The organism is Citrobacter sedlakii NBRC 105722, assembly GCF_000759835.1.
GTDB classification, from domain to species: Bacteria; Pseudomonadota; Gammaproteobacteria; order Enterobacterales; family Enterobacteriaceae; genus Citrobacter_A; species Citrobacter_A sedlakii.
Window position 1 is genome coordinate 353608 of the sequence record NZ_BBNB01000002.1, and the last position, 23077, is coordinate 376684.

21 protein-coding genes are annotated in these 23077 nt (G+C 56.0%); 16 read left to right on the plus strand and 5 right to left on the minus strand.

Features of this window, described 5'->3' with window-relative positions:
• The first annotated feature begins 309 nt into the window (after positions 1-309).
• The 7 genes from CSE01S_RS06060 to CSE01S_RS06090 all read left to right on the plus strand — a co-directional run bounded on the left by CSE01S_RS06060 (position 310) and on the right by CSE01S_RS06090 (position 7857).
• Positions 310-1830, plus strand: coding sequence for an FGGY family carbohydrate kinase (locus CSE01S_RS06060; RefSeq protein WP_042285650.1), 1521 nt, complete (start codon positions 310-312; stop codon positions 1828-1830).
• A 127-nt stretch (positions 1831-1957) separates the two neighbouring features.
• Positions 1958-2893 carry a D-ribose ABC transporter substrate-binding protein gene (locus CSE01S_RS06065; protein WP_042285653.1) on the plus strand — a complete coding sequence of 312 codons (936 nt, stop codon included), beginning with the start codon at positions 1958-1960 and terminating at the stop codon, positions 2891-2893.
• A 43-nt stretch (positions 2894-2936) separates the two neighbouring features.
• Positions 2937-3557: a DUF2291 family protein gene (locus CSE01S_RS06070; RefSeq protein ID WP_042285655.1), complete on the plus strand. Its 621-nt coding sequence runs from the start codon at positions 2937-2939 to the stop codon at positions 3555-3557.
• A gap of 1 nt (position 3558) precedes the next feature.
• Positions 3559-5103 carry a sugar ABC transporter ATP-binding protein gene (locus tag CSE01S_RS06075; protein WP_042285657.1) on the plus strand — a complete coding sequence of 515 codons (1545 nt, stop codon included), beginning with the start codon at positions 3559-3561 and terminating at the stop codon, positions 5101-5103.
• A 17-nt stretch (positions 5104-5120) separates the two neighbouring features.
• Positions 5121-6188, plus strand: a complete 1068-nt coding sequence (locus CSE01S_RS06080) for an ABC transporter permease (RefSeq protein ID WP_042285659.1) — start codon at positions 5121-5123, stop codon at positions 6186-6188.
• A gap of 52 nt (positions 6189-6240) precedes the next feature.
• Positions 6241-7038: a glucose 1-dehydrogenase gene (locus CSE01S_RS06085; RefSeq protein WP_042285661.1), complete on the plus strand. Its 798-nt coding sequence runs from the start codon at positions 6241-6243 to the stop codon at positions 7036-7038.
• 33 nt (positions 7039-7071) lie between these two features.
• On the plus strand, positions 7072-7857 hold the full coding sequence (locus CSE01S_RS06090) for an SDR family oxidoreductase (protein WP_042285664.1): 786 nt from the start codon (positions 7072-7074) through the stop codon (positions 7855-7857).
• A gap of 163 nt (positions 7858-8020) precedes the next feature.
• Here the strand turns inward: CSE01S_RS06090 and CSE01S_RS06095 are convergent, their stop codons facing one another.
• Positions 8021-10054: a choline transporter gene (locus tag CSE01S_RS06095; RefSeq protein WP_042285667.1), complete on the minus strand. Its 2034-nt coding sequence runs from the start codon at positions 10052-10054 to the stop codon at positions 8021-8023.
• 126 nt (positions 10055-10180) lie between these two features.
• Between CSE01S_RS06095 and betI the strand changes: the two genes are divergently transcribed.
• The 5 genes from betI to CSE01S_RS06120 all read left to right on the plus strand — a co-directional run bounded on the left by betI (position 10181) and on the right by CSE01S_RS06120 (position 15481).
• Positions 10181-10774, plus strand: a complete 594-nt coding sequence (gene betI, locus CSE01S_RS06100; RefSeq protein ID WP_042285669.1) for a transcriptional regulator BetI — start codon at positions 10181-10183, stop codon at positions 10772-10774.
• Between the two features lie 13 nt (positions 10775-10787).
• Complete coding sequence (gene betB, locus CSE01S_RS06105) at positions 10788-12260, plus strand: betaine-aldehyde dehydrogenase (RefSeq protein WP_042285671.1); 1473 nt, start codon at positions 10788-10790, stop codon at positions 12258-12260.
• 13 nt (positions 12261-12273) lie between these two features.
• Positions 12274-13950, plus strand: coding sequence for a choline dehydrogenase (gene betA / locus CSE01S_RS06110; protein ID WP_042285673.1), 1677 nt, complete (start codon positions 12274-12276; stop codon positions 13948-13950).
• 97 nt (positions 13951-14047) lie between these two features.
• Positions 14048-15163, plus strand: coding sequence for a YbdK family carboxylate-amine ligase (locus tag CSE01S_RS06115; protein WP_042285676.1), 1116 nt, complete (start codon positions 14048-14050; stop codon positions 15161-15163).
• 69 nt (positions 15164-15232) lie between these two features.
• Positions 15233-15481: a DUF1158 domain-containing protein gene (locus CSE01S_RS06120; protein ID WP_042285680.1), complete on the plus strand. Its 249-nt coding sequence runs from the start codon at positions 15233-15235 to the stop codon at positions 15479-15481.
• Here the strand turns inward: CSE01S_RS06120 and CSE01S_RS06125 are convergent.
• From CSE01S_RS06125 to CSE01S_RS06135, 3 genes are all read right to left on the minus strand, one after another.
• Positions 15410-17035, minus strand: a complete 1626-nt coding sequence (locus CSE01S_RS06125) for an alpha/beta hydrolase-fold protein (RefSeq protein WP_042285682.1) — start codon at positions 17033-17035, stop codon at positions 15410-15412. The genes CSE01S_RS06120 and CSE01S_RS06125 overlap by 72 nt on opposite strands.
• Positions 17036-17144: 109 nt before the next feature.
• The gene (locus CSE01S_RS06130; protein ID WP_042285684.1) at positions 17145-17492 is read right to left on the minus strand and encodes a RamA family antibiotic efflux transcriptional regulator; all 348 of its coding nucleotides are present in this window, start codon (positions 17490-17492) and stop codon (positions 17145-17147) included.
• Complete coding sequence (locus CSE01S_RS06135) at positions 17489-18622, minus strand: MBL fold metallo-hydrolase (RefSeq protein ID WP_042285686.1); 1134 nt, start codon at positions 18620-18622, stop codon at positions 17489-17491. Before CSE01S_RS06135 ends, CSE01S_RS06130 begins: the two co-directional genes overlap by 4 nt.
• Positions 18623-18811: 189 nt before the next feature.
• On the opposite strand from CSE01S_RS06135, the gene CSE01S_RS06140 reads away from it, so the two are divergent.
• The 4 genes from CSE01S_RS06140 (at position 18812) to CSE01S_RS06155 (ending at position 22043) form a co-directional block, all read left to right on the plus strand.
• Positions 18812-19393: a TetR/AcrR family transcriptional regulator gene (locus CSE01S_RS06140; protein WP_042285688.1), complete on the plus strand. Its 582-nt coding sequence runs from the start codon at positions 18812-18814 to the stop codon at positions 19391-19393.
• On the plus strand, positions 19393-19761 hold the full coding sequence (locus CSE01S_RS06145) for an MmcQ/YjbR family DNA-binding protein (RefSeq protein WP_042285689.1): 369 nt from the start codon (positions 19393-19395) through the stop codon (positions 19759-19761). Before CSE01S_RS06140 ends, CSE01S_RS06145 begins: the two co-directional genes overlap by 1 nt.
• Positions 19762-19860: 99 nt before the next feature.
• On the plus strand, positions 19861-20514 hold the full coding sequence (gene nfsB, locus CSE01S_RS06150) for an oxygen-insensitive NAD(P)H nitroreductase (RefSeq protein ID WP_042285692.1): 654 nt from the start codon (positions 19861-19863) through the stop codon (positions 20512-20514).
• A 281-nt stretch (positions 20515-20795) separates the two neighbouring features.
• Complete coding sequence (locus CSE01S_RS06155) at positions 20796-22043, plus strand: mechanosensitive ion channel family protein (protein ID WP_042285694.1); 1248 nt, start codon at positions 20796-20798, stop codon at positions 22041-22043.
• Between the two features lies 1 nt (position 22044).
• On the opposite strand, the gene CSE01S_RS06160 is transcribed toward CSE01S_RS06155, so the two are convergent.
• Positions 22045-23016 (minus strand): LacI family DNA-binding transcriptional regulator, encoded by a 972-nt coding sequence (locus CSE01S_RS06160; RefSeq protein ID WP_042285697.1) that lies wholly within the window; start codon positions 23014-23016, stop codon positions 22045-22047.
• Positions 23017-23077: the final 61 nt, after the last annotated feature.

Here is a 23077-nt window from a genome sequence, read left to right on the forward strand (position 1 = left end):
TTCTTGTGCGCAAAGGCATTAAAAATCTTTAAATTTCAATAAACTGAAAGGATTCACCTCCACGTAATTTTCACCGGTCTTTGCTATTCTGCCCACTCTCTAAGTGTGATTCTCAGCACAATTGATGATTTTTTCGGTAGCTCAGCCCAACGATTGTGGCTAAGGTATTAAATAAATAATCAATATCGAATATATATTCACAAACAAAAATACGCGACGTCACAGCCAGCCTGATGAAGTAAAACGCGACAACGAGGGATGCCATTCTGCCTTCTACGCCGGGACGCAATGTGACTCAGGAGACAATCTATGTGTACAGCGAAGAAAGGGTTCATTATCGCGCTGGATGAAGGCACCACCAACGCGAAAGCGGTCGCGCTAGACGACAGGGGCAACGTGGTCGCGAAATACTCTCAGCCGTTGGCGATTCAAACGCCGCGGGAAGGCTGGGTGGAACAATCCGGCGAGGTATTGATTGAGGCATCCCTGGACGTGATCGCCAGGGCCATTCAGCATGTCGGCGCAGACAACGTCGTTGCGCTGGCGATCAGTAATCAGCGTGAAACCGCCATCGGCTGGTATCGCGACAGCGGTAAGCCGCTGAATGCCGCGATCACCTGGCAGTGTACGCGCAGCGCGGCCTGGTGTGAGGCGCTGCGCCAGGATAACCAGGAGCCGTTGATTAAAGCCACAACCGGCTTGCCCATCGCCCCGCTGTTCTCGGCCTCTAAAATGCGCTGGCTTCTGGAATCGATACCTGACGGTGCGCGACTGGCGGAACAGGGAAAAATTTGCCTGGGCACCATCGACAGTTGGTTGCTGTGGAACTTAACCGGCGGCGAGGCCTTCTCCTGCGACTACTCCAACGCCGCCCGCACCCAACTGCTTAACCTGCAAACCGGGCAATGGGATGAGGCGATGCTGGCGCTGTTCGCGATCCCCCGCGTCGCGCTGCCGGAAATCAAACCCTCCAGCGGCCTGTTTGGTCATACCCGTGGGCTGGCCGGGATCCCGGATGGTATTCCGGTGATGTCGATGGTTGGCGATTCTCACGCCGCCCTGTTTGGTCATGCGCTTGGCGAACTGGGGTGTGTTAAAGCTACCTACGGCACGGGTTCCTCAGTCATGGCGCCAGTGAAGTCGGCGCAGTGCGCTATCCACGCGCTGGCGACCACCATCGCCTGGCATGATGGCGAACGCATTATTTACGGTCTGGAAGGCAACATTCCGCATACCGGCGACGCGGTTGCCTGGATGGCGGACAGCACCGGACTGAGCGAACTGCCTGACGACGAGCTGGCGCATGAACTTAACACCCTTCCCGCTTCCGTTGAATCGACCCTCGGCGTTTACTTTGTCCCGGCGCTGACCGGGCTAGGCGCGCCCTGGTGGGATGACAGCGCGCGGGGCGTGATCTGCGGACTCAGCCGCGGGGTAAAGCGGGCGCATCTGATCCGCGCCGCCCTCGAGTCTATTACCTATCAGATTGCAGACGTGGTCGTTGCCATGCAACAGCACGACGATTTCAGCTTAACGGCGCTCATGGTTGACGGCGGTCCAACAAAAAATGACTGGTTGATGCAATACCAGGCGGATCTGTTGGGCTGTCCGGTGATGCGCAGCGATGTGCCGGAACTTTCCGCCATCGGCGCAGCGTTGCTGGCGCGCAAAGCGCTTCACCCCGGCTCGCTGAGCGATCTTAAAGACCTCTTAACCGAGCACAGTACTTTTCAGCCCGACATGGCGCGCCACCGTCGACTGCAACAACGATGGCAGGCATGGCGCCATGCGGTGAACAGAACATTATGGAAACCGGCCTCGTCGGTCTGACGCCTTACCAGGGAATAACGGCTGACTGAATACATTCACTCAACAAAGGAGGACTCCGGCCCATAACAAATCTGGCTTTACGTTGTTTCACCGTACCCGACAATAACAACACAGAGAGAACATTGTCATGAAATTACGTTTAACGCTGTTAACCGCTGCTACCCTGACCGCGTTGTCCTTTGCCGCGCATGCCGTCGAAAAAGGGACAATTATGATTATGGTCAACTCGCTGGATAATCCGTATTACGCCTCTGAAGCGAAAGGCGCCAGCGAAAAAGCGCAAGAATTAGGTTACAAGACCACAATTCTTTCGCACAGCGAAGATGTGAAAAAACAAAATGAGCTCATCGATACCGCCATCGGTAAAAAAGTTCAGGGCATTATCCTTGATAACGCTGACTCAACGGCCAGCGTTGCGGCAATTGAAAAAGCGAAAAAAGCGGGAATACCGATTGTCTTAATCAACCGTGAAATTCCGGTAGATGATGTGGCGCTGGTGCAGATTACCCATAATAACTTCCAGGCCGGTTCGGAAGTCGCCAACGTATTTGTGGAAAAAATGGGTGAAAAAGGCAAATACGCTGAGCTGACCTGTAACCTCGCGGATAATAACTGCGTCACCCGTTCCAAATCATTCCACCAGGTCATCGACCAGTTCCCGGATATGGTCAGCGTCGCGAAACAGGATGCTAAAGGCACGCTGATTGACGGCAAACGCATCATGGACAGCATTCTGCAAGCGCACCCTGACGTGAAAGGCGTAATCTGCGGAAACGGCCCCGTCGCGCTTGGCGCTATCGCCGCCCTGAAAGCCGCTAACCGCAGCGACGTCATTGTCGTCGGCATTGACGGCAGCAACGACGAACGCGACGCGGTGAAAGCGGGTTCGCTGCAGGCTACCGTGATGCTTCAGGCTCAGGCCATCGCGGCGCAGGGGGTGACCGATCTGGATAACTACCTGCAAAACGGCGTGAAGCCCGATAAACAGCGCGTGATGTTCCGCGGCATTCTCATCACTAAAGATAACGCAGATAAAGTCCAGGATTTCAACATCAAGTCCTGATCCCGGGGAGTTGCGCCTCTCACGAGGCGCAGAGGAGAACATTATGTCTAAAAAAGCCTGGCTGGCGCTGGCCGTATTGACCATGGGAGGGTGCCGCATCGTCTCGCAACAGGAACTGGCGGACCTTAAATCTCCCCCCAACCCCCATATGGCCAACATTGACCAAACGTGGCAAAACCAGATTGTCCCGCAGATTGTCGGGCAGGCGCGTCCCGTCGCCGAACTGATGGCGGCGCTGGGCGCGGAAAAAGACATTGACAGCGCCTGTCAAAAGCTGGGCTTTCGTTCTCAGGATGAGAATCCCTGCCTCTTTTACGTCAAGGTAGCAGGAAAGATCAGCCAACTCGACACGGCGTCACGCAGCGGCAAGATGACGGTCGCGGATAAGAGCGGCAGCGATGTGGTCGTCCAGATCGGTCCGACGCTGCGCGGCACGCAGTTGCGCGATGCGTATAAAGGGGCCAGCTACGGTGATTTCAACGACCAGGTGTTGTTCGGCGAATATGGCCGGGCAATTAACGAGCAGGCCGTCAACATGATCCAGGCGGCGCCGCTGAAAACCGGCGAATCCGTCGAGGTGTATGGCGTATTTTCCAGTTGGGATATTCCCCAAACACTGCCTGCGATTACGCCCGCCAAAATCGACCTGGCAGGAGGGGAATAATATGCAGCCGCATAATCGCGTCGCGCCCGACTGCGCTGAGTCTGAAGTGATTATTGAAACCCGTGCGCTGTCGCGCGTTTATCCCGGGGTGGTGGCGTTAGATAATGTGAATTATCGGGTCTACCGGAATAAGGTCAATGTACTGATTGGCGAAAATGGCGCGGGTAAATCGACCATGATGAAAATGCTCGCCGGGGTGGAAACGCCCTCCTCCGGGCAACTGTTTCTTGATGGTCAACCTGTCTCGCTAAATTCGACACATCAGGCGGAGAAACTGGGGATCAGCATTATTTTTCAGGAGCTGAATTTATTTCCCAATATGAACGTCATGGATAATATTTTCATGGCTAACGAATTTTTCCAGAAAGGACGAATCAACGAAAAATATCAGTATGCGTTGGCGAAATCTTTACTGGAAAGACTGGAGCTGGACGTTGACCCTTATACGCCGCTAGGGGAACTCGGCATCGGCCACCAGCAACTGGTGGAAATCGCCCGCGCGCTGTCTAAAGACACGCGAGTGCTGATCATGGATGAACCCACCTCCGCCCTCAGCCAGTCTGAAGTGAAAGTGCTGTTCAACGTGATCGAACAGCTGAAGCGGCGCGGCGTGACCATTATTTATATCTCCCACCGTCTGGAAGAACTGATGGAAATTGGCGACAACATCACCATTTTCCGCGACGGTCGGTTTATCAGCGAACGCCCCGTTCGTGACGCCAGCATTCCGTGGATCATCGAACAGATGGTGGGCGACAAGAAAAAACATTTCGATTACCAGGCCGCGCCACACGGCGACACCGTGCTTGCCGTACAAGGCCTGACCGCGCTTCACCCCAGCGGTGGCTACAAACTCAATGACGTTTCGTTTCGCTTACGCAAAGGCGAAGTGATCGGCATTTACGGTCTGCTGGGCGCCGGGCGCACTGAGTTGTTTAAGGGGCTGGTAGGCCTGATGCCCTGCCAGAGTGGAAAGATAGACCTCAACGGCGAACGCATTGATAACGCCCACTTCCAGTCGCGACTGAAAAAAGGGCTGGCGCTGGTGCCAGAGGACAGACAGGGTGAAGGCGTGGTGCAGATGATGTCGATCCAGTCCAACATGACCTTGTCAGACTTCAGCCTGAAGGGGTTTCGTCGGGCCTGGCAATGGTTGAACCCGCATAAAGAGCAGGCCAGCGTGAAGGAGATGATCCAGCAACTGGCAATTAAGGTCAGCGATCCCGAACTGCCCATTACTTCCCTGAGCGGAGGCAACCAGCAGAAAGTGGTACTGGGCAAGGCGCTGATGACGCAGCCTCAGGTGGTGTTTCTTGATGAACCGACCCGCGGCATCGACGTGGGCGCGAAAACCGACGTCTATCACCTTATCGGCAAAATGGCGCAGCAAGGGTTGGCAGTGATGTTTTCGTCATCTGAACTCGACGAAGTGATGGCGCTGGCGGATCGCATTCTGGTTATGGCCGATGGCCGCATTACCGCCGATGTCCCCCGCGATGCCGTCACGCGCGAGGCGTTAATCGCCGCGTCTACCCCACAAGATTAATCAGGCTGGAATCCATCATGAACCAGAAATATATGATTTATATGTACCTGCTAAAGGCCAGAACATTCATCGCGCTGCTGCTGGTGATTGCGTTCTTTAGCGTGATGGTACCGAATTTCCTGACCACGTCTAACCTGCTGATTATGACGCAGCATGTGGCAATCACCGGGCTTCTGGCCATTGGCATGACGCTGGTGATCCTGACGGGCGGCATCGACCTGTCCGTGGGCGCCGTTGCCGGGATCTGCGGCATGGTGGCGGGCGCGCTGTTGACCAACGGCCTGCCCATCTGGGGCGGTAATATCCTCTTTTTTAACGTGCCGGAGGTGATCCTCTGCGTCGCCCTGTTCGGCATCCTCGTCGGGTTCATCAACGGCGCGGTAATTACCCGCTTCGGCGTGGCGCCGTTTATCTGCACCCTCGGCATGATGTATGTCGCCAGGGGCTCCGCCCTGCTGTTTAACGACGGCAGCACCTACCCCAACCTCAACGGGATGGAGGCGCTGGGCAACACCGGTTTCGCCACGCTGGGCTCCGGCACCCTGTTGGGCATTTATCTGCCTATCTGGCTGATGATTGGCTTCCTGCTGCTGGGTTATTGGATCACCACCAAAACGCCGCTTGGCCGCTATATCTACGCCATCGGCGGCAACGAGTCCGCCGCGCGCCTTGCCGGCGTGCCGATCGTTAAAACAAAAGTCTTTGTATACGCCTTCTCCGGACTGTGCGCGGCCTTTGTCGGACTGATTGTCGCCTCGCAGCTGCAAACCGCGCATCCGATGACCGGCAATATGTTTGAAATGGACGCCATTGGCGCCACCGTACTGGGCGGAACCGCGCTGGCAGGTGGGCGCGGCAGGGTTTCCGGTTCCATTATCGGCGCTTTCGTCATCGTCTTTCTCGCCGACGGGATGGTCATGATGGGCGTCAGTGACTTCTGGCAGATGGTCATTAAAGGGGTGGTTATCGTCACCGCCGTGGTGGTCGATCAGTTCCAGCAAAAGCTCCAGAACAAGGTCATTCTGATGCGCCGCCATGAAGAAAAGCTGGCGGCGGCGCCCTCGGCAAAAACCGCATCAAGCTAAACCGCATCATTCCGCCGGGCGGAGGCTGCCCGGCTTAAACAGGAGAAAAAATATGCAACGCAATTTTCAGGGGAAAACCGTGGTTATCACCGGGGCATGTCGGGGAATTGGCGCCGGCATCGCCGAACGCTTCGCCCGCGACGGCGCAAATCTGGTGATGGTGTCCAACGCGGAGCGCGTCCACGACACCGCAGAGCAACTGCGCCAGCGCTATCAGGCGGATATCCTGTCACTGCAGGTCGATGTGACCGATGAGGCGCAGGTGCAGTCGCTGTACGAGCAGGCCGCCGCCCGCTTCGGGACTATCGATGTATCCATCCAGAATGCCGGAGTCATCACCATCGACTATTTCGACCGGATGCCGAAGGCGGATTTCGAAAAAGTGTTGGCGGTAAACACTACCGGGGTATGGCTGTGCTGTCGTGAAGCGGCAAAATACATGGTTAAACAGAATCAGGGCTGCCTGATCAACACCTCGTCAGGTCAGGGGCGGCAGGGCTTTATCTATACCCCGCATTACGCCGCCAGCAAGATGGGTGTTATCGGTATCACCCAGAGCCTGGCGCACGAGCTGGCGCCGTGGAATATCACCGTCAACGCCTTCTGTCCGGGCATTATCGAAAGCGAAATGTGGGATTACAACGATCGCGTATGGGGCGAGATTCTCAGCAGCGAAGAAAAACGCTACGGCAAAGGGGAACTGATGGCGGAATGGGTGAAAGGGATCCCGATGAAACGGGCCGGGAAACCCGAGGATGTCGCCGGGCTGGTGGCTTTCCTTGCCTCTGACGATGCGCGTTACCTTACCGGGCAGACCATTAATATTGATGGCGGCCTGATCATGTCGTAATCCCCGCCGGGGACTATGTGGAGAGAAATCACTATGATCGCAAAAGATTTTGCCCGGCAGTTATTTAACCTCGAAGGGCGCGTCGCCTTCGTTACCGGCGCGGGTAGCGGTATCGGCCAAATGATAGCCTGGGCCCTTGCCAGCGCGGGCGCGCGCGTGGTCGGTTTTGACCTGCGGGAAGACGGCGGGCTGAAAGAGACCGTACAGAATATCGAGGCCATCGGCGGGCAGGCCGCCCTCTACGCGGGCGATGTCCGGCAACTCAGCGACCTGCGCGCGGCCATCGCTTTCACCCACGAACGTTTTGGTCGCCTCGATATCGCGGTTAACGCCGCCGGGATCGCGAACGCTAACCCGGCGCTGGAAATGGAAAGCGAGCAGTGGCAGCGGGTGATTGATATCAACCTGACGGGCGTGTGGAACTCGTGCAAAGCCGAAGCGGAACTGATGCTGAAAAGCGGTGGCGGCGCCATTATTAATATCGCCTCTATGTCCGGGATCATCGTGAACCGGGGCCTTGATCAGGCGCATTACAACAGTTCGAAAGCCGGCGTGATCCATCTTTCGAAAAGTCTGGCGATGGAGTGGATTGAGAAAGGGATTCGGGTCAACTCCATCAGCCCGGGTTATACCGCCACGCCAATGAATACCCGCCCGGAAATGGTGCATCAGACGCGGGAATTTGAAAGCCAGACGCCGATTCAACGTATGGCGAAGGTGGAAGAGATGGCCGGTCCGGCGCTGTTTCTCGCCAGCGATGCCGCGTCGTTTTGCACGGGGGTAGATCTGGTGGTGGATGGCGGGTTTATCTGCTGGTAAACATTCGCCCGCAGCCAGTGAAGACTGCGGGCTTTCATTTTTCTGAATCTCAGCAATGGCCTGAAGCCGGAAAGCGTCAGGCGCCGCGGTTACCCGACTCTTCTCATCTCTTCTTACTGTGTATGTAAACAGTAGGCGTCCTTTTTTCAGATAACGTTTAGATCTACATGCCGGGAAACAGTACGCCGTTGCCCGGCGCTTCGCGATCCAGATGAATAAAGTTCAGATGGCGTTCATACTGGTCGAGAATATCGGTAATTACCTGCTCTTTGCTGTAGTCCATCAGGTCGTTACCCTGACTGCCTTCCAGCAGGAAAGTTTCCAGACGATAGTAGGTCGATTTACCACTGCGGGCACGGTAGGTGAAACCTGGCACTGCGTACTGCTGCGGCCAGATCTGGTAGATAAAATTCCGTTCGTCGCCCATGTATACCCGCAGATCCAGATGGCCGAGGTTTTCGCCCTCTTCCGGCGGCAGGCTTTTTAGCGCTACCCTGGCGCCGCGCAGTGTGAGCTCCTGGGCCACTTCTTCCATCGCCGGGAAGCATACCGTCTCCATCATCTGGCGGGTATAGCGCGTGCCCGGATAGTTCATCAGCCGCGATAAGCGTTTTTTCCAGCTCAGCCGATCCTGTACGCCCATCGGACGCGGCGCGGTGTGTCGGCTGGCGCTTTCCCGGCGATAATCCTCGACCTTCAGCGATTTATACAGCCCGGCCATGACAAAGAATATGACGAAGCTAAACGGTAGCCCCATGATGACCGTGGTGTTCTGCAGCGCGGAAATACCATTCGTCATCAACATGCCGAGCGTCAGCAGGCCGATGGCGATAGACCAGAAAATGCGCAGCCAGTTTGGCGCATCGCTGTTAATGTCTTTTAGCTTTGAAGTAAAGTTACCCAACACCAGCGCGCCGGAATCTGCGGAGGTCACATAGAACAGCAGGCCTGTGATTGTCGCCACCAAGGCGCTGAAGGTGAACGCCGGATACTGGGCCAGCAGGCTGTAAAATCCACGCTCCGGATGCGCCATCGCTTCGGATGCAAAGCCTGCATCGCCGTGAATAATTTCGTACAGCGCGCTGTTGCCAAACACCGACAGCCACAGCAGGGTAAAGGTGAACGGAATAATCAGCGTGCCGAAAACGAACTGACGAATCGTACGCCCGCGCGAAATACGCGCCAGGAACAGGCCGACAAACGGTGACCACGCCACCCACCACGCCCAGAAGAACAGCGTCCAGTTGTTCATCCACTCGACCGGGCGATCAAAAGCAAAGCTGTTCAACGTCATGCCCATAAAGCGATTCACGTAATCACCCACGTTAAGCACCAGCGCATTGAGCAGGAATGACGTATCGCCCATAAACAGCACAAACAGAATCAGCCCCAGCGCCAGCGCAACGTTCAGTTCGGACAGCACGCGAATGCCCTTATCGACGCCCGAGGTGACAGAAATCGTGGCGATAATCACCGACAGCACTATCAGCGCCGCCTTTGCCGCCATTGAGTCCGGGATATCAAACAGCACGCTAAGCCCGTAGTTCAGTTGCACCACGCCAATCCCGAGGGTGGTGGCGATGCCGAAGATAGTGCCAATCACCGCCGCGATGTCCACGCTGTGTCCTATCGGTCCGTTGATTCGTTTACCAAAGATGGGATAGAGCGCCGAACGAATGGTCAACGGCAGGTTATAGCGATAGCTGAAGTAGCCCAGCGCCATGCCCATCAGCGCATACATCGACCAGCCGGTCAGACCGTAGTGAAACAGGGTCCAGACCATCGACTGGCGAGCCGCTTCGACCGTCTGCCCCACCCCTTCCGGCGGCTGCATATACTGCGTGACCGGTTCCGCGACCGAGAAAAACATCAGGTCGATACCAATCCCGGCGGCAAATAACATCGCAGCCCAGCTTAACAGGCTGAATTCTGGTTTGGACTGCTCAGGTCCGAGCTTCACTGAGCCAAAGCGCGAACAGGCGATAAAAATGACGAAGACGATATACAGCGTGGCGGCCAACAGATAATACCAGCCGAAGGTTTTCGATACCCAGTTCAACGTCTTGCCGATCCAGGCGGCGGAGAAATCACTAAAGAAGATCGTGGTCAGGGAAAACAACAAAATCAGCCCGGCGGAAGTATAAAAAACAACCGGATTGATTTTGTCTTTTTCTCTGCACGAGGGAAGGTCTGACATCCAGTATCCTCACTTTTATTGCAACTATTTGAAATCAAAAACGTAACAATTAATACACATTTATATTGAACGTTCAATCAAAAACCGTTCTAATAGATAAACAAAACTGATGAATGGAGTCCGAAAATGCCCAAACTGGGGATGCAACCGATTCGGCAACGGCAGCTGATTAACGCCACGCTGGAAGCGATCAATGAGGTGGGAATGCACGATGCGACGATCGCGCAGATCGCCCGTCGCGCCGGGGTTTCGACCGGCATCATCAGCCATTACTTCAGGGATAAGAATGGATTGCTGGAGGCGACGATGCGCGACATCACCAGCCAGCTCCGCCATGCGGTTTTGCATCGGCTGCGTGCGCTCCAGGGCGCCCGTGCCGAACTGCGCCTGCGGGCCATCGTCGCGGGGAATTTTGACGACACGCAGATAAGCCACGCGGCGATGAAAGCGTGGCTGGCCTTCTGGGCCAGCAGTATGCATCAGCCGATGCTGTATCGCCTTCAGCAGGTTGCCAGTAAGCGCCTGCTGTCGAATATCGTCTACGAATTTAAGCGTGAACTGCCGCGCGAACAGGCGCAGCAGGCGGGTTACGGACTGGCGGCGCTGATTGACGGACTTTGGCTACGCGCCGCGCTGAGCGGCGAACCGTTTAATCTGAGTCTCGCCCAGGCGCTGACCACCCATTTCATCAGTCAGCATTTGCCGAAAGCCACTGACTAAACGAGGAGAACGCATGTCGCGAATGGCAGAACAACAGCTTTATATAGACGGTGGTTATACCGCCGCCGCCAGCGGTCACACCTTCGATACCATCAATCCTGCCAATGGCGATATTCTGGCGACGGTTCACGCCGCAGGGCGTGACGATGTTGATCGCGCCGTAAAAAGCGCCCAACGCGGACAAAAAATTTGGGCGGCGATGACCGCGATGGAACGTTCGCGCATTCTTCGCCGGGCGGTGGATATTCTGCGCGAACGCAATGACGAGCTGGCCAGACTGGAAACGCTGGATACCGGAAAGCCGTTCAGCGAAACCGCCAGCGTGGATATCGTGACCGGCGCGGACGTACTGGAGTATTACGCCGGGCTGATCCCGTCACTGGAAGGCAGCCAGATCCCGCTGCGCGAGTCCGCTTTCGTTTACACTCGCCGCGAGCCGTTGGGCGTGGTGGCAGGGATCGGCGCATGGAACTACCCGATTCAAATCGCGCTGTGGAAGTCTGCTCCGGCGCTGGCGGCGGGCAATGCGATGATCTTCAAACCCAGCGAAGTGACGCCGCTCACCGCGTTAAAGCTGGCGGAAATCTACAGCGAAGCGGGTCTGCCGGACGGCGTATTTAACGTGTTGCCGGGCGCGGGTGCGGAAACGGGCCAGTATCTGACCGAACATCCCGGCATTGCCAAAGTGTCGTTTACCGGCGGGGTTGCCAGCGGCAAAAAAGTGATGGCGCATTCCGCGGCCTCCTCACTGAAAGAGGTCACGATGGAGCTGGGCGGTAAATCGCCGCTGATTATTTTCGAGGACGCCAACGTTAATCTGGCCGCCGACATCGCCATGATGGCGAATTTCTACAGCGCCGGGCAGGTCTGTACCAACGGCACCCGCGTGTTTATCCCGACAAAGATGAAAAGCGCCTTTGAACAGACGATCCTCTCCCGCGTGGCGCGAATTCGCGCAGGCGATCTGTTTGATCCGGCGACTAACTTCGGGCCTCTGGTCAGCTTCGCGCATCGGGAAAACGTTCTGCGCTATATCGAAAGCGGCAAGCGCGAAGGGGCAACGCTACTGTGCGGCGGCGGCGCACTGAAAGGCCGCGACGTTGAACATGGCGCGTGGGTTGCGCCAACGGTGTTCACCGACTGTCGCGACGAGATGACCATCGTACGGGAAGAAATTTTTGGCCCGGTCATGTCAATTCTCACCTATGAACGCGAAGACGAGGTAATTCGCCGCGCCAACGCGACCGACTATGGTCTGGCGGCAGGCGTGGTCACGCAGGATCTCAACCGTGCGCATCGGGTTATCCACCAGCTCGAGGCCGGGATCTGCTGGATCAACACCTGGGGGGAATCCCCGGCGGAAATGCCGGTCGGCGGCTATAAGCACTCTGGCATTGGTCGTGAAAACGGCGTGATGACGCTGCAAAACTACACCCAGGTAAAATCCATCCAGATCGAGATGGCCCCCTTCCAGTCCGTCTTTTAACCAGGAGGTCTCATTGCATTTTGACTATATCATTATTGGCGCCGGTTCTGCCGGCAACGTACTGGCAACACGACTGACAGAAGACAGCAATACCACCGTTCTGCTTTTAGAGGCGGGCGGCCCGGACTACCGTACGGATTTTCGCACTCAGATGCCCGCGGCGCTGGCCTATCCCCTTCAGGGGAAACGCTATAACTGGGCGTATGAAACAGAGCCGGAACCGCACATGAATTATCGCCGGATGGAGTGCGGACGCGGCAAAGGACTGGGCGGTTCCTCGTTGATTAACGGCATGTGCTATGTTCGCGGCAACGCGATGGATCTCGACAACTGGGCAAACGAACCCGGACTCGAACACTGGAGCTATCTCCACTGCCTGCCCTACTACCGTAAGGCGGAATCGCGCGATATCGGCGCAAACGCCTATCACGGCGGCGACGGCCCGGTCTGCGTGACCACCTCGAAACCCCATGTGAATCCGTTGTTCGACGCGATGATCGAGGCGGGTGTACAGGCCGGTTATCCGCGCACGGACGATCTTAACGGTTACCAGCAGGAAGGCTTTGGCCCGATGGATCGCACCGTAACGCCGCAAGGACGTCGCGCCAGCACCGCGCGCGGCTATCTCGACCAGGCAAGAAAACGTCCTAACCTGACGATAATCACCCACGCGCTGACCGATCACATCATCTTTGATGGCAAAAAGGCGGTGGGCGTGGAGTGGCTGGAAGGCGACGGCACCATTCCGACCACCGCCACAGCGGAAAAAGAGGTGCTGTTATGCGCCGGGGCGATTGCTTCGCCGCAGATTCTGCAGCGTTCCGGCGTTGGCGACGCGGCGTTGCTGAAAGCGTTTGCTATTCCGCTGGTTCATCACCTGCCCGGCGTCGGCGAAAATCTGCAGGATCATCTGGAGATGTACCTGCAATACGCCTGCAAAAAACCGATCTCACTGTACCCGGCTCTGCAATGGTGGAATCAACCGAAGATCGGCGCCGAATGGCTGTTTGGCGGCACCGGTATTGGCGCGAGCAACCATTTCGAAGCGGGCGGTTTTATCCGCAGCCGGGACGCGTTTACCTGGCCAAACATTCAGTATCACTTTCTGCCGGTCGCGATCAATTACAACGGCTCGAACGCGGTTAAAGAACATGGCTTCCAGTGCCACGTCGGCTCTATGCGCTCGCCAAGCCGCGGCCACGTCCATCTTAAATCACGCGATCCGCGCGAGCACCCGGCAATTTTGTTTAATTACATGTCGACCGACCAGGACTGGCAGGAGTTTCGCGACGCCATTCGCATTACCCGTGAAATCATCAACCAGCCCGCGCTGGATCCCTTTCGCGGACGGGAAATAAGCCCTGGCAGCGACTGCCAGAGCGACGAACAACTGGACGCGTTTGTGCGCGAGCACGCCGAGACGGCGTTTCATCCCTGCGGCACCTGCAAAATGGGCTTTGATGAAATGGCGGTCGTGGACGGCGAAGGCCGGGTTCACGGCGTGGAAAACCTGCGCGTGGTGGACGCTTCAATCATGCCGCAAATCATCACCGGCAACCTGAACGCGACCACAATCATGATTGGCGAAAAGCTTGCCGATGCTATTCGCGGTCGCGCCCCGCTGGCAAAAAGCACAGCCAGCTATTACGTGGCGGGCGACACGCCGGTGCGCCAGGCGCCACGGCGGTAACGGTCTGTACGGTCTGATAACGCGGCGCGTATCAGGCCGCTTCCGAATACCCATAACGCTTCTATACTGAAAAGACATTCCTTTAAAAGAGAACGTTATGCCGTTACCCGATTTTCACGTCTCCGAACCCTACACCCTCGGCATTGAGCTGGAAACGCAGGTGGTTAATCCACCGGGCTATGACCTGAGCCAGGATTCTTCGCGGCTGATTGCCGCCGTGAAAGACCGGGTCACCGCCGGTGAAGTCAAACATGACATCACCGAAAGCATGCTGGAACTGGCGACCGATGTGTGTCACAACATCGACCAGGCCGCCGCACAGTTTTCCGCCATGCAGCAGGTGATTCTCCACGCCGCGGCGGAGCACCATATTGAGATTTGTGGCGGGGGCACCCATCCGTTTCAAAAATGGCAGCGGCAGGAAGTGTGCGATAACGAGCGCTATCAGCGGACGCTGGAGAATTTTGGCTACCTCATTCAGCAGGCGACCGTGTTTGGTCAGCACGTACACGTCGGTTGCGCCAGCGGTGACGACGCGATCTATCTGCTGCACGGGCTGTCACACTTCGTGCCGCACTTTATCGCGCTCTCTGCCGCTTCGCCTTATATGCAGGGTTCTGACACCCGTTTCGCCTCATCGCGGCTGAATATTTTCTCCGGTTTTCCGGACAACGGTCCGATGCCGTGGGTCAGTAACTGGCAGGAATTTGAGGGGCTATTCCGTCGGCTCAGTTACACCAGCATGATCGAAAGTATTAAAGATTTGCACTGGGATATCCGACCGAGTCCGCATTTTGGCACCGTGGAAGTGCGGGTGATGGATACGCCGCTCACCCTGTCTCATGCCGTCAACATCGCGGGACTGATTCAGGCGACCGCGCACTGGCTTTTGACCGAGCGACCATTTAAACACCAGGAACGCGATTACCTGCTGTATAAGTTCAACCGCTTTCAGGCCTGCCGTTACGGGCTGGACGGCATTCTGACCGACGTACATACCGGCGATCATCATAAACTGTCAGAGGACACCCTGCGTCTGCTGGAGAAAGTCGCCCCCTCGGCGGATAAAGTGGGCGCAGGCAGCGCGATCGAGGCCCTGACCCGTCAGGTGAGAAACGGCGGCAGCGAAGCGCAAAAGATGCGGGAATTTGTCGCCGATGGCGGGTCGTTGATTGGTCTGGTGAAAAAACATTGCGAGATCTGGGCGGGGTAACAGGACGGCGTTTGCGTTGTCCGGCGTAATCCCGGACAATGGCTTTTTTAACTCACATTTAACAATGCCATGAAACACCCGCTTGAATCGCTGATGACTGCCGCCGGTATTTTGCTGATGGCTTTTCTGTCCTGCCTGTTGCTGCCCGCCCCGTCTCTGGGACTGACGCTGGCGCAAAAGCTGGTTGACGCCTTTCATCTGATGGATCTCAACCAGCTTTATACGCTGCTGTTCTGCCTGTGGTTTTTAGCGCTTGGCGCTGTCGAATATTTTGTGCTCCGCTACGTCTGGCGTCGCTGGTTTTCGCTGGCCGGTTAAGCCCGTGAAGTCGCGCATGCCGTGCACCAGCGCTTCGCACCACGCGGTGTAGTCATGCCCGCTCGACCACGGATGAAAACTGACCGTGTAGCCCTTTTCTTTGAGTACCTTTTCAAACGCCAGCGTGTTGCGATAGATGCCGCCGTTCGGCCCTTCCTGTTCAAAACGCCCGGCTTGTAGCCAGAAGGTAATCGGGTAGCGCGGCGAGTTCTGATACTGCCGCGTCAGCCAGGCGGGCGTCTCCCCGTGCGGCGCCCACCAGTAGGAGCCGGAAAGACTCAGCACATTGCCAAACAGCCGTGGGTAGCGCAGCGCCACCCACGACGACGCCAGTCCCCCGTAGCTGGACCCGGCCAGCACCGTTTTCTGCCGCTGGAGGGATATGCCCCGCTGCGCCAGCCAGGGCGTCAGCTCGTGCGCCATGAAATCGGCAAAGTCCGGGTTTGGCGGCAGCTCTTTTCCACGACGCGGATGATCGAGCGAGTCCACAAATACCACATTGATCGGCGGAAGCTGATGGCGGGCAATCAGACCGTCAACTATCCGGTCGATATGGTAGTCATCAAGGTAGGTTTTACCGTCAAACAGGATCAACGTCCAACGCGCCGGCTGCGCCACTCGAGGACGGTAGAGAGCGATTTCCCGGCGATTGCCTAACCGTTCGCTTTTCAGCATCTGACGGGTTAGCGCGCCGTGCGTCAACGGCTGTGCAGCGGCCTGCGCCGAACAAAAACGCGGCGGGCCAAGATCGATTAACGACGACTGGTTCCAGCGATCTGCATGCTTATCGCCGATCCGCAACGGGTTATAAGGATCGGCCTGCGCGCTGACCAGAATCGCGCGTCGCTGATCGCGGGGCGAACCACTGACTTTTGGCACATCCGGCGCCAGTTTGTACTGCATAACCGTATCCGCAGGCACAACATAGCTGCGAAACCAGACGTCGGAATGGCCGAGTCGAAACAGCGGATCGTGCTCGCCTGCCGGCGAGCCAAACAGAAAAACGTTTTGCTTCGCGCCGCGCCAGAGAAAGGTGATCCGTTTATGGTTAGCGTCGACAGGTTCGACCAGCGGCGTACCGTAACGCTGCCGATCCTGCCAGAAATCCGCGGTTCCCGCCCCGGCGGCAATCGCTTTTTCCAGCCGCTGTAGCGTCGGGCTGACCGGGGAAATTCGCTGCGTGCGCGGCAGCGGCGTCGTCTCTTTCATCTGCCAGCTAAACTGCCAGCGCGCGCCTTCGTTACCATGCAGCACCAGCGAGGTAGTTTGCTGTACGGGTAACGAAAACAGCAAATGATGCTCGCCATCGTCGGGGCCGTCTTCCAGTAATGTGCGGATACGCCGGTTTTGACCGTCGAGCAGACGGGCATCGGTGACGCCGGACAGCGTTGCGGAAACATAGTTTTCGTTTAGCGGAGGAAGGACAAAACAGACTTCGCCGCTGGCATCAAATTTTCCCTGCTGCTCGCCGTGGAGCGAGGGAGTCGAACAGGACATCGCCTGAGCCGACAGGGTTCCCAGCCCCAGGAGCAAACCACTCCACGCCATTTTCATTGGCTAACCGTTCCTGAAGAAATGTGTCAGCCACGCTAATGTAAATGGGAATGATTTGCAATAAGATTTGTAAGCGGAATGTTATTCTGCCTGTCGCGGCCTGATAACACTATGCCGGGTGTGTCCGGCTGTGGTTCTCTTTGCGGTAGGCGCCCGGCGGCTGATTAAACGTGCGGGTAAAGATGCGGGTAAACGTCTGCTGCGAATCAAAACCGTAGCGCAAACAGATATCGTATACTTTTTCGTCGGATTCGCGCAAATCCCGCGCCGCCAGCAGCAGCTTGCGCTCGCGGATGTAGCGTCCGAGACTCTCCCCTTTGTACTGCATAAAAAGACGCTGCAGATGCCACTTGGAATACCCCGCGTGGCGGGCGATATCGTCAATACGCAACGGTTGATTCAAATTTTCATCAATCCATTCGACAATGGTGTCGATTACCTGAGCAGAAATGGTCATTCAGCACTCCTCTCCTGCAAATTGCTCGTGTTCTCCCACCATGCCGTGAACTGTTGCGCCGGATCGTCGAGCTTTACCGGTTCGCCCAGCGTCGGAGTGAGCAGGCGGTAGGGTTTATGACGGCTGGCCAGCGCCAGCCGCTTATAAGGATCATCCCAGGTGTGTTTCGCCAGCACAAAACGTCCGGCATGCCCCGGTAAGATGGCTCTGGCGCGCAGATCCTGTGCCGCCTGAGCGGTTTCCTCCGGCATCATGTGGATGTATTTCCAGTCCGGGTCGTACTGACCGTTTTCCATGATCGCCAGATCGATCGCGCCAAACTGTTCGCCAATCGCCCGAAAGTGCGGGCCGTAGCCAGAGTCGCCGCTGTAGTAAATTTTCTGTTCCGGCGTTTCAAACAGAAAACTGGCCCACAGCGTCTGGTTACGCTTGATGCCGCGTCCGGAAAAATGGCGGGCGGGCAGTACGTGAATATAGAGCCCGTCATCCACCCGCACAGACTGGTGCCAGTCACGCTCTTCAATGATGTCGCCGTTCATACCCCAGTACCGCAAATGCGAACCGACGCCGAGCGGCGTAATCACCCGCTTCACTTTTGGCATCAACGCCTTGATGGTGGCGTAATCCAGATGGTCATAATGATCGTGAGAAATGATCAGCAGATCGATCGCCGGCATTGCCTGGGCGGTCCAGGGGTAATCGCCGACAAACGCTTTGTTGAGAAAAGAAAACGGCGCCGCGTAACGGCTGAAGACCGGGTCGATCAGAATGCGTTTTCCGCCGAGCTGCAAATACCACGACGAGTGGCCGAGCCAGATCAGCGTGTCCCTGTCCGCGGGCAGAGCTGCAATATCGGTCGCTACCAGCGGCAACGGCTGCGCCGGTCGCGCGTTCTCTCGCTTTGCGACCAGGAATTCCCACCAGGCCGCCAGCAGACTTTTATTTCCGGTATAGCCCGGCCCTGGCACCTGATTATGGAATTGCCCATCACGATAATTGACGGACTGTTCAAACTGGCTGAGCTGAGCCCCTTGCGGCGCCTGACCGAAGCCAGCATTGAGGACAAACGGTAACGTTGCGGCACTGGCAATGATCATCATAACAACCACACAAACTGTGAGACGCTTCATATCCTGACCTGAAAACGCGCTCCCGTCCGGTAGTCTGCGCGGCTGACTCTTGATTATGAGTGAGTAAGCACTCATTATAGAAATCGGAAATTTCGCGTCAAGACGTTTTTCAATCTTTGACATTCCCCGTTGCGGCGCTGCAAAGGCCGTGTTTCAATTCGGGTTTTAGACTGATAAGGGTAAAATGTAGTGGCTCGTCCGAAGAGTGAAGACAAAAAACTGGCATTACTGGAGGCAGCAACCACGGCAATCGCGCAGTCCGGGATCGCGGCTTCTACCGCCGTGATTGCCCGCAATGCAGGCGTGGCGGAAGGAACATTGTTTCGCTATTTCGCGACCAAAGACGAGTTAATTAACGAACTTTACCTCCATCTTAAGCACAGCCTGTGTCAGTCAATGATCGCCAGGCTGGATCGCTCGCTGACCGACGCCAAAGCGATGACCTTTTATATCTGGAGCAGCTATATCCGCTGGGGGCTGGAACAGACGCACGGGCACCGCGCGATACGCCAACTGGCGGTCAGCGAGAAAATCACCAAAGAGACAGAACAAAAGGCCGACGCCATGTTTCCTGAGCTGCACGATCTTTGCCATCGTGCGGTCCTGCCGGTCTTTATGTCAGACGAATATCGCGCCTTCGGCGACGCGCTGTTTTTAACCCTGGCCGAAACCACCATGGAGTTTGCCACTCGCGAACCGGCTCGCGCCAGTGAGTTTATCTCTCTCGGTTTTGAAGCGATGTGGCGCGCCCTCACCCGCGAGGAATTCTGATGAATGATAAAACGCTGTATGATTGCGCGCGCCGTCTGGCGTTGGCTTTTCCGTTTACCGAACATTGCTGGCCGTTTGGCCCAGAATATGACGTCTTTAAAGTGGGCGGTAAGATCTTCATGATTGCCACCGACGTGAACAATCGCAGAGTGATTAATCTGAAGTCCGATCCGCAAAAATCGCTGTTAAATCAGCAGATATACCCGAGCATCACGCCTGGTTACCACATGAACAAAAAGCACTGGATTTCCGTCACGCCCGGCGACGATATCAGCGAGTCGCTGCTGGAAGAACTGGTTAACGATTCGTGGAATCTGGTAGTTGACGGTCTGACGAAGCGCGACCAAAAACGGATCCGCCCGCGCTGATTGGTCGTGACAGACGATAACTGTTTTCGCATTTTCTCACTTATCATCTGCCGGAGAACCTTGTACCCTGCGGGGTAATAAAACAAACCGGGAGTAGTTATGGATATCGTATCAGTTGCCTTAAAACGTCATTCCACCAAGGCCTTCGACCCCAGCAAAAAATTGACCGCTGAACAGGCAGAAAAGATAAAAACGCTGCTGCAATACAGCCCGTCCAGCACCAACTCTCAGCCGTGGCACTTTATTATCGCCAGCACCGACGAAGGCAAGGCGCGCGTCGCGAAGTCTGCCGCCGGAAACTATGTGTTTAATGAACGCAAAATGCTCGACGCTTCACACGTGGTGGTGTTCTGCGCCAAAACGGCGATGGACGACGCCTGGCTGGAGCGCGTGGTCGATCAGGAGGAGGCGGATGGTCGCTTCCCGAACGCCGAAGCAAAAGCGGCTAACCACAAAGGCCGCACCTTCTTCGCCGATATGCACCGTAAAACCCTTCACGATGATGCGCACTGGATGGCAAAACAGGTTTACCTGAACGTGGGGAACTTCCTGCTCGGCGTCGCCGCGCTGGGGCTGGACGCCGTACCTATCGAAGGTTTTGACGCTGAGATCCTTGACGCCGAATTTGGCCTGAAAGATAAAGGGTTCACCAGCGTGGTCGTGGTCCCTGTCGGTCATCACAGCGTCGAAGATTTCAATGCTTCACTGCCGAAATCCCGCCTGCCGTTATCCACTACCCTGACGGAAGTGTAACTATTGAGATAAGAATGCCAGGCAGCAGTCCGTTGCTGGCTGGCAAATTATCAGGACATTCCTCATTACTTCCCCGCGCCATAAGTCCTGAACTGGATCAGAGTTTACTCGCACCCGTAATGGCGAATAAATACACTTATGATTTATTCCGGGGTTATATCATGTTCCCCACTCACTCTCTTTTTCGCCAGAATTGATATCGCGGGAGCCTGAAGCTGGCAAAATTTGCATAAACTCCGTACAGCGGTCATCATAGGCCGCTGTTTTATAAAGGAGACGTTATGCAGGATTTAATTACCCAGGTCGAAGATTTAGCGGGTATAGAGATGAATCACACCACGTCGCTGGTGATGATTTTTGGCATTATTTTCCTTACCGCCGTGATTGTGCATATCATTTTGCACTGGGTGGTTCTACGCACATTCGAAAAACGCGCCACCGCCAGTTCGCGCCTGTGGCTGCAAATTATTACGCAAAATAAATTATTCCACCGCCTGGCGTTTACCCTTCAGGGGATCATCGTCAATATCCAGGCGGCGCTGTGGCTGCAAAAAGGCAGCGAGGCGGCAGAAATGTTAACCACCTGCGCGCAGCTGTGGATCATGATGTATGCCCTGCTGTCGCTGTTCTCCCTGCTGGACGTGATTTTTAATTTGTCGCAGAAATTACCGGCGGCATCTCAGCTTCCGCTCAAAGGCATCTTTCAGGGAATCAAACTGATTAGCGCGATTATCGTTGGCATTCTGATGATTTCGCTGTTAATTGGCCAGTCGCCAGCGATTTTAATAAGCGGCCTGGGCGCGATGGCGGCGGTGTTAATGCTGGTGTTTAAAGATCCAATCCTGGGGCTGGTCGCCGGGATCCAACTGTCCGCCAACGACATGCTTAAGCTGGGCGACTGGCTGGAGATGCCGAAATACGGCGCGGACGGCGCGGTGATCGACATCGGACTGACGACCGTAAAAGTGCGTAACTGGGATAACACCATCACCACCATTCCGACCTGGTCGCTGGTCTCTGACTCGTTCAAAAACTGGAGCGGCATGTCGGCTTCCGGTGGTCGGCGTATTAAGCGCAGCATCAACATTGACGCCACCAGCATTCATTTTCTTGATGAAGATGAAAAAGCGCGCCTGTATAAAGCGCAACTGCTGAAACCCTATTTAGATACCCGTCATCAGGAAATTGACGCCTGGAACCAGCAGCGCAAGGCGCCGGAATCCGTATTAAACCATCGCCGGATGACCAATATCGGCACCTTCCGCGCCTATCTGAACGAGTATTTACGTAACCATCCGCGCATTCGCCAGGATATGACGTTAATGGTGCGCCAGCTCGCCCCGGACGATCACGGACTGCCGATGGAAATTTATGCTTTCACCAATACCGTGGTCTGGCTGGAATATGAAAGTATTCAGGCCGATATTTTCGACCACATTTTTTCGGTGGTGGAAGAGTTTGGTTTACGCATTCATCAGTCGCCGACCGGCAACGATATTCGCTCGCTGGCCAGCGCATTGCCGAAATAACTCAGGTACTGGCGCGCGAAACATAGCGCCAGTTCATCATCACCCTTTCCGTCGGCGCATCCGGATTATCGATCTTATTTAAAAGCAGCTCGACCGCCTTGCGCCCGATATCCCGCGACGGTTGTTCGATGGTGGTCAGTGAGACCATTTCCGCCACTTCCGTGCCGTCAAACCCTACCACGGCGATATCTTCCGGCACCCGCAGCCCGGCCTGTTCAATGGCGCGTAGCGCCCCTGCCGCCAGCGTGTCGGAAACAGCAAATACCGCATCCGGCGGGGTATTCTGGAGTAACGCTTGCATCGCCTTCCTGCCCGCGCCGGAGCTGAGATCGCTGGCGTATTCCACCGCCTGGTAATCGAGATCGCGAAGGTGAATAACGCTCTTATAGCCACGCTCACGCAGGCGGGCGTATTTATAGCTCAGGTCATGGTTGATAAGCGCAATACGCTGCCGTCCGCTGTCGGCAAGCTGACTGACCACATGCTGCGAGGCATCGACGTCGTTAATTCCCACGCAGGAAACCGCGCCCGCATCGGCGTATTCCGCACACTGTACCCACGGCGCGTTGCCAATCAGTTCCGCGAGTCCCGGCAGTTTCGAGAAGGCATCCATGGTGATAATGCCGTCGACGATTTTGCCGGACAGCAGGCTCAGGCCCGAACGGGAACGTTCGATATCGGAACCGGAATTGCACAACAGAATCCGGTAGCCATTTTTCTCCGCCTCTTCTTCAATGCCTTTGACCACTTCAGCGCAAAACGGGTTCGCGATATTAGAGACCATCACCAGAATCATATAACTTCGTGCGGTGCGTAACTGCCGCGCCAGCAGGTTTGGCTGATAGTTACTCTCTTTGATCGCCTGCAGCACCCGCTCGCGGTTTTTCGCCTTCACCGTATCGCTGTTATTGAGCACGCGCGACACCGTAGCCACCGACACGCCAGCCAGCCTGGCGATTTTCTGAATAGACATAACGACGACACATCCTGCGGTTAGCGTTTTGTGCAGGCTATCATAAATTTATTGCCCGGCG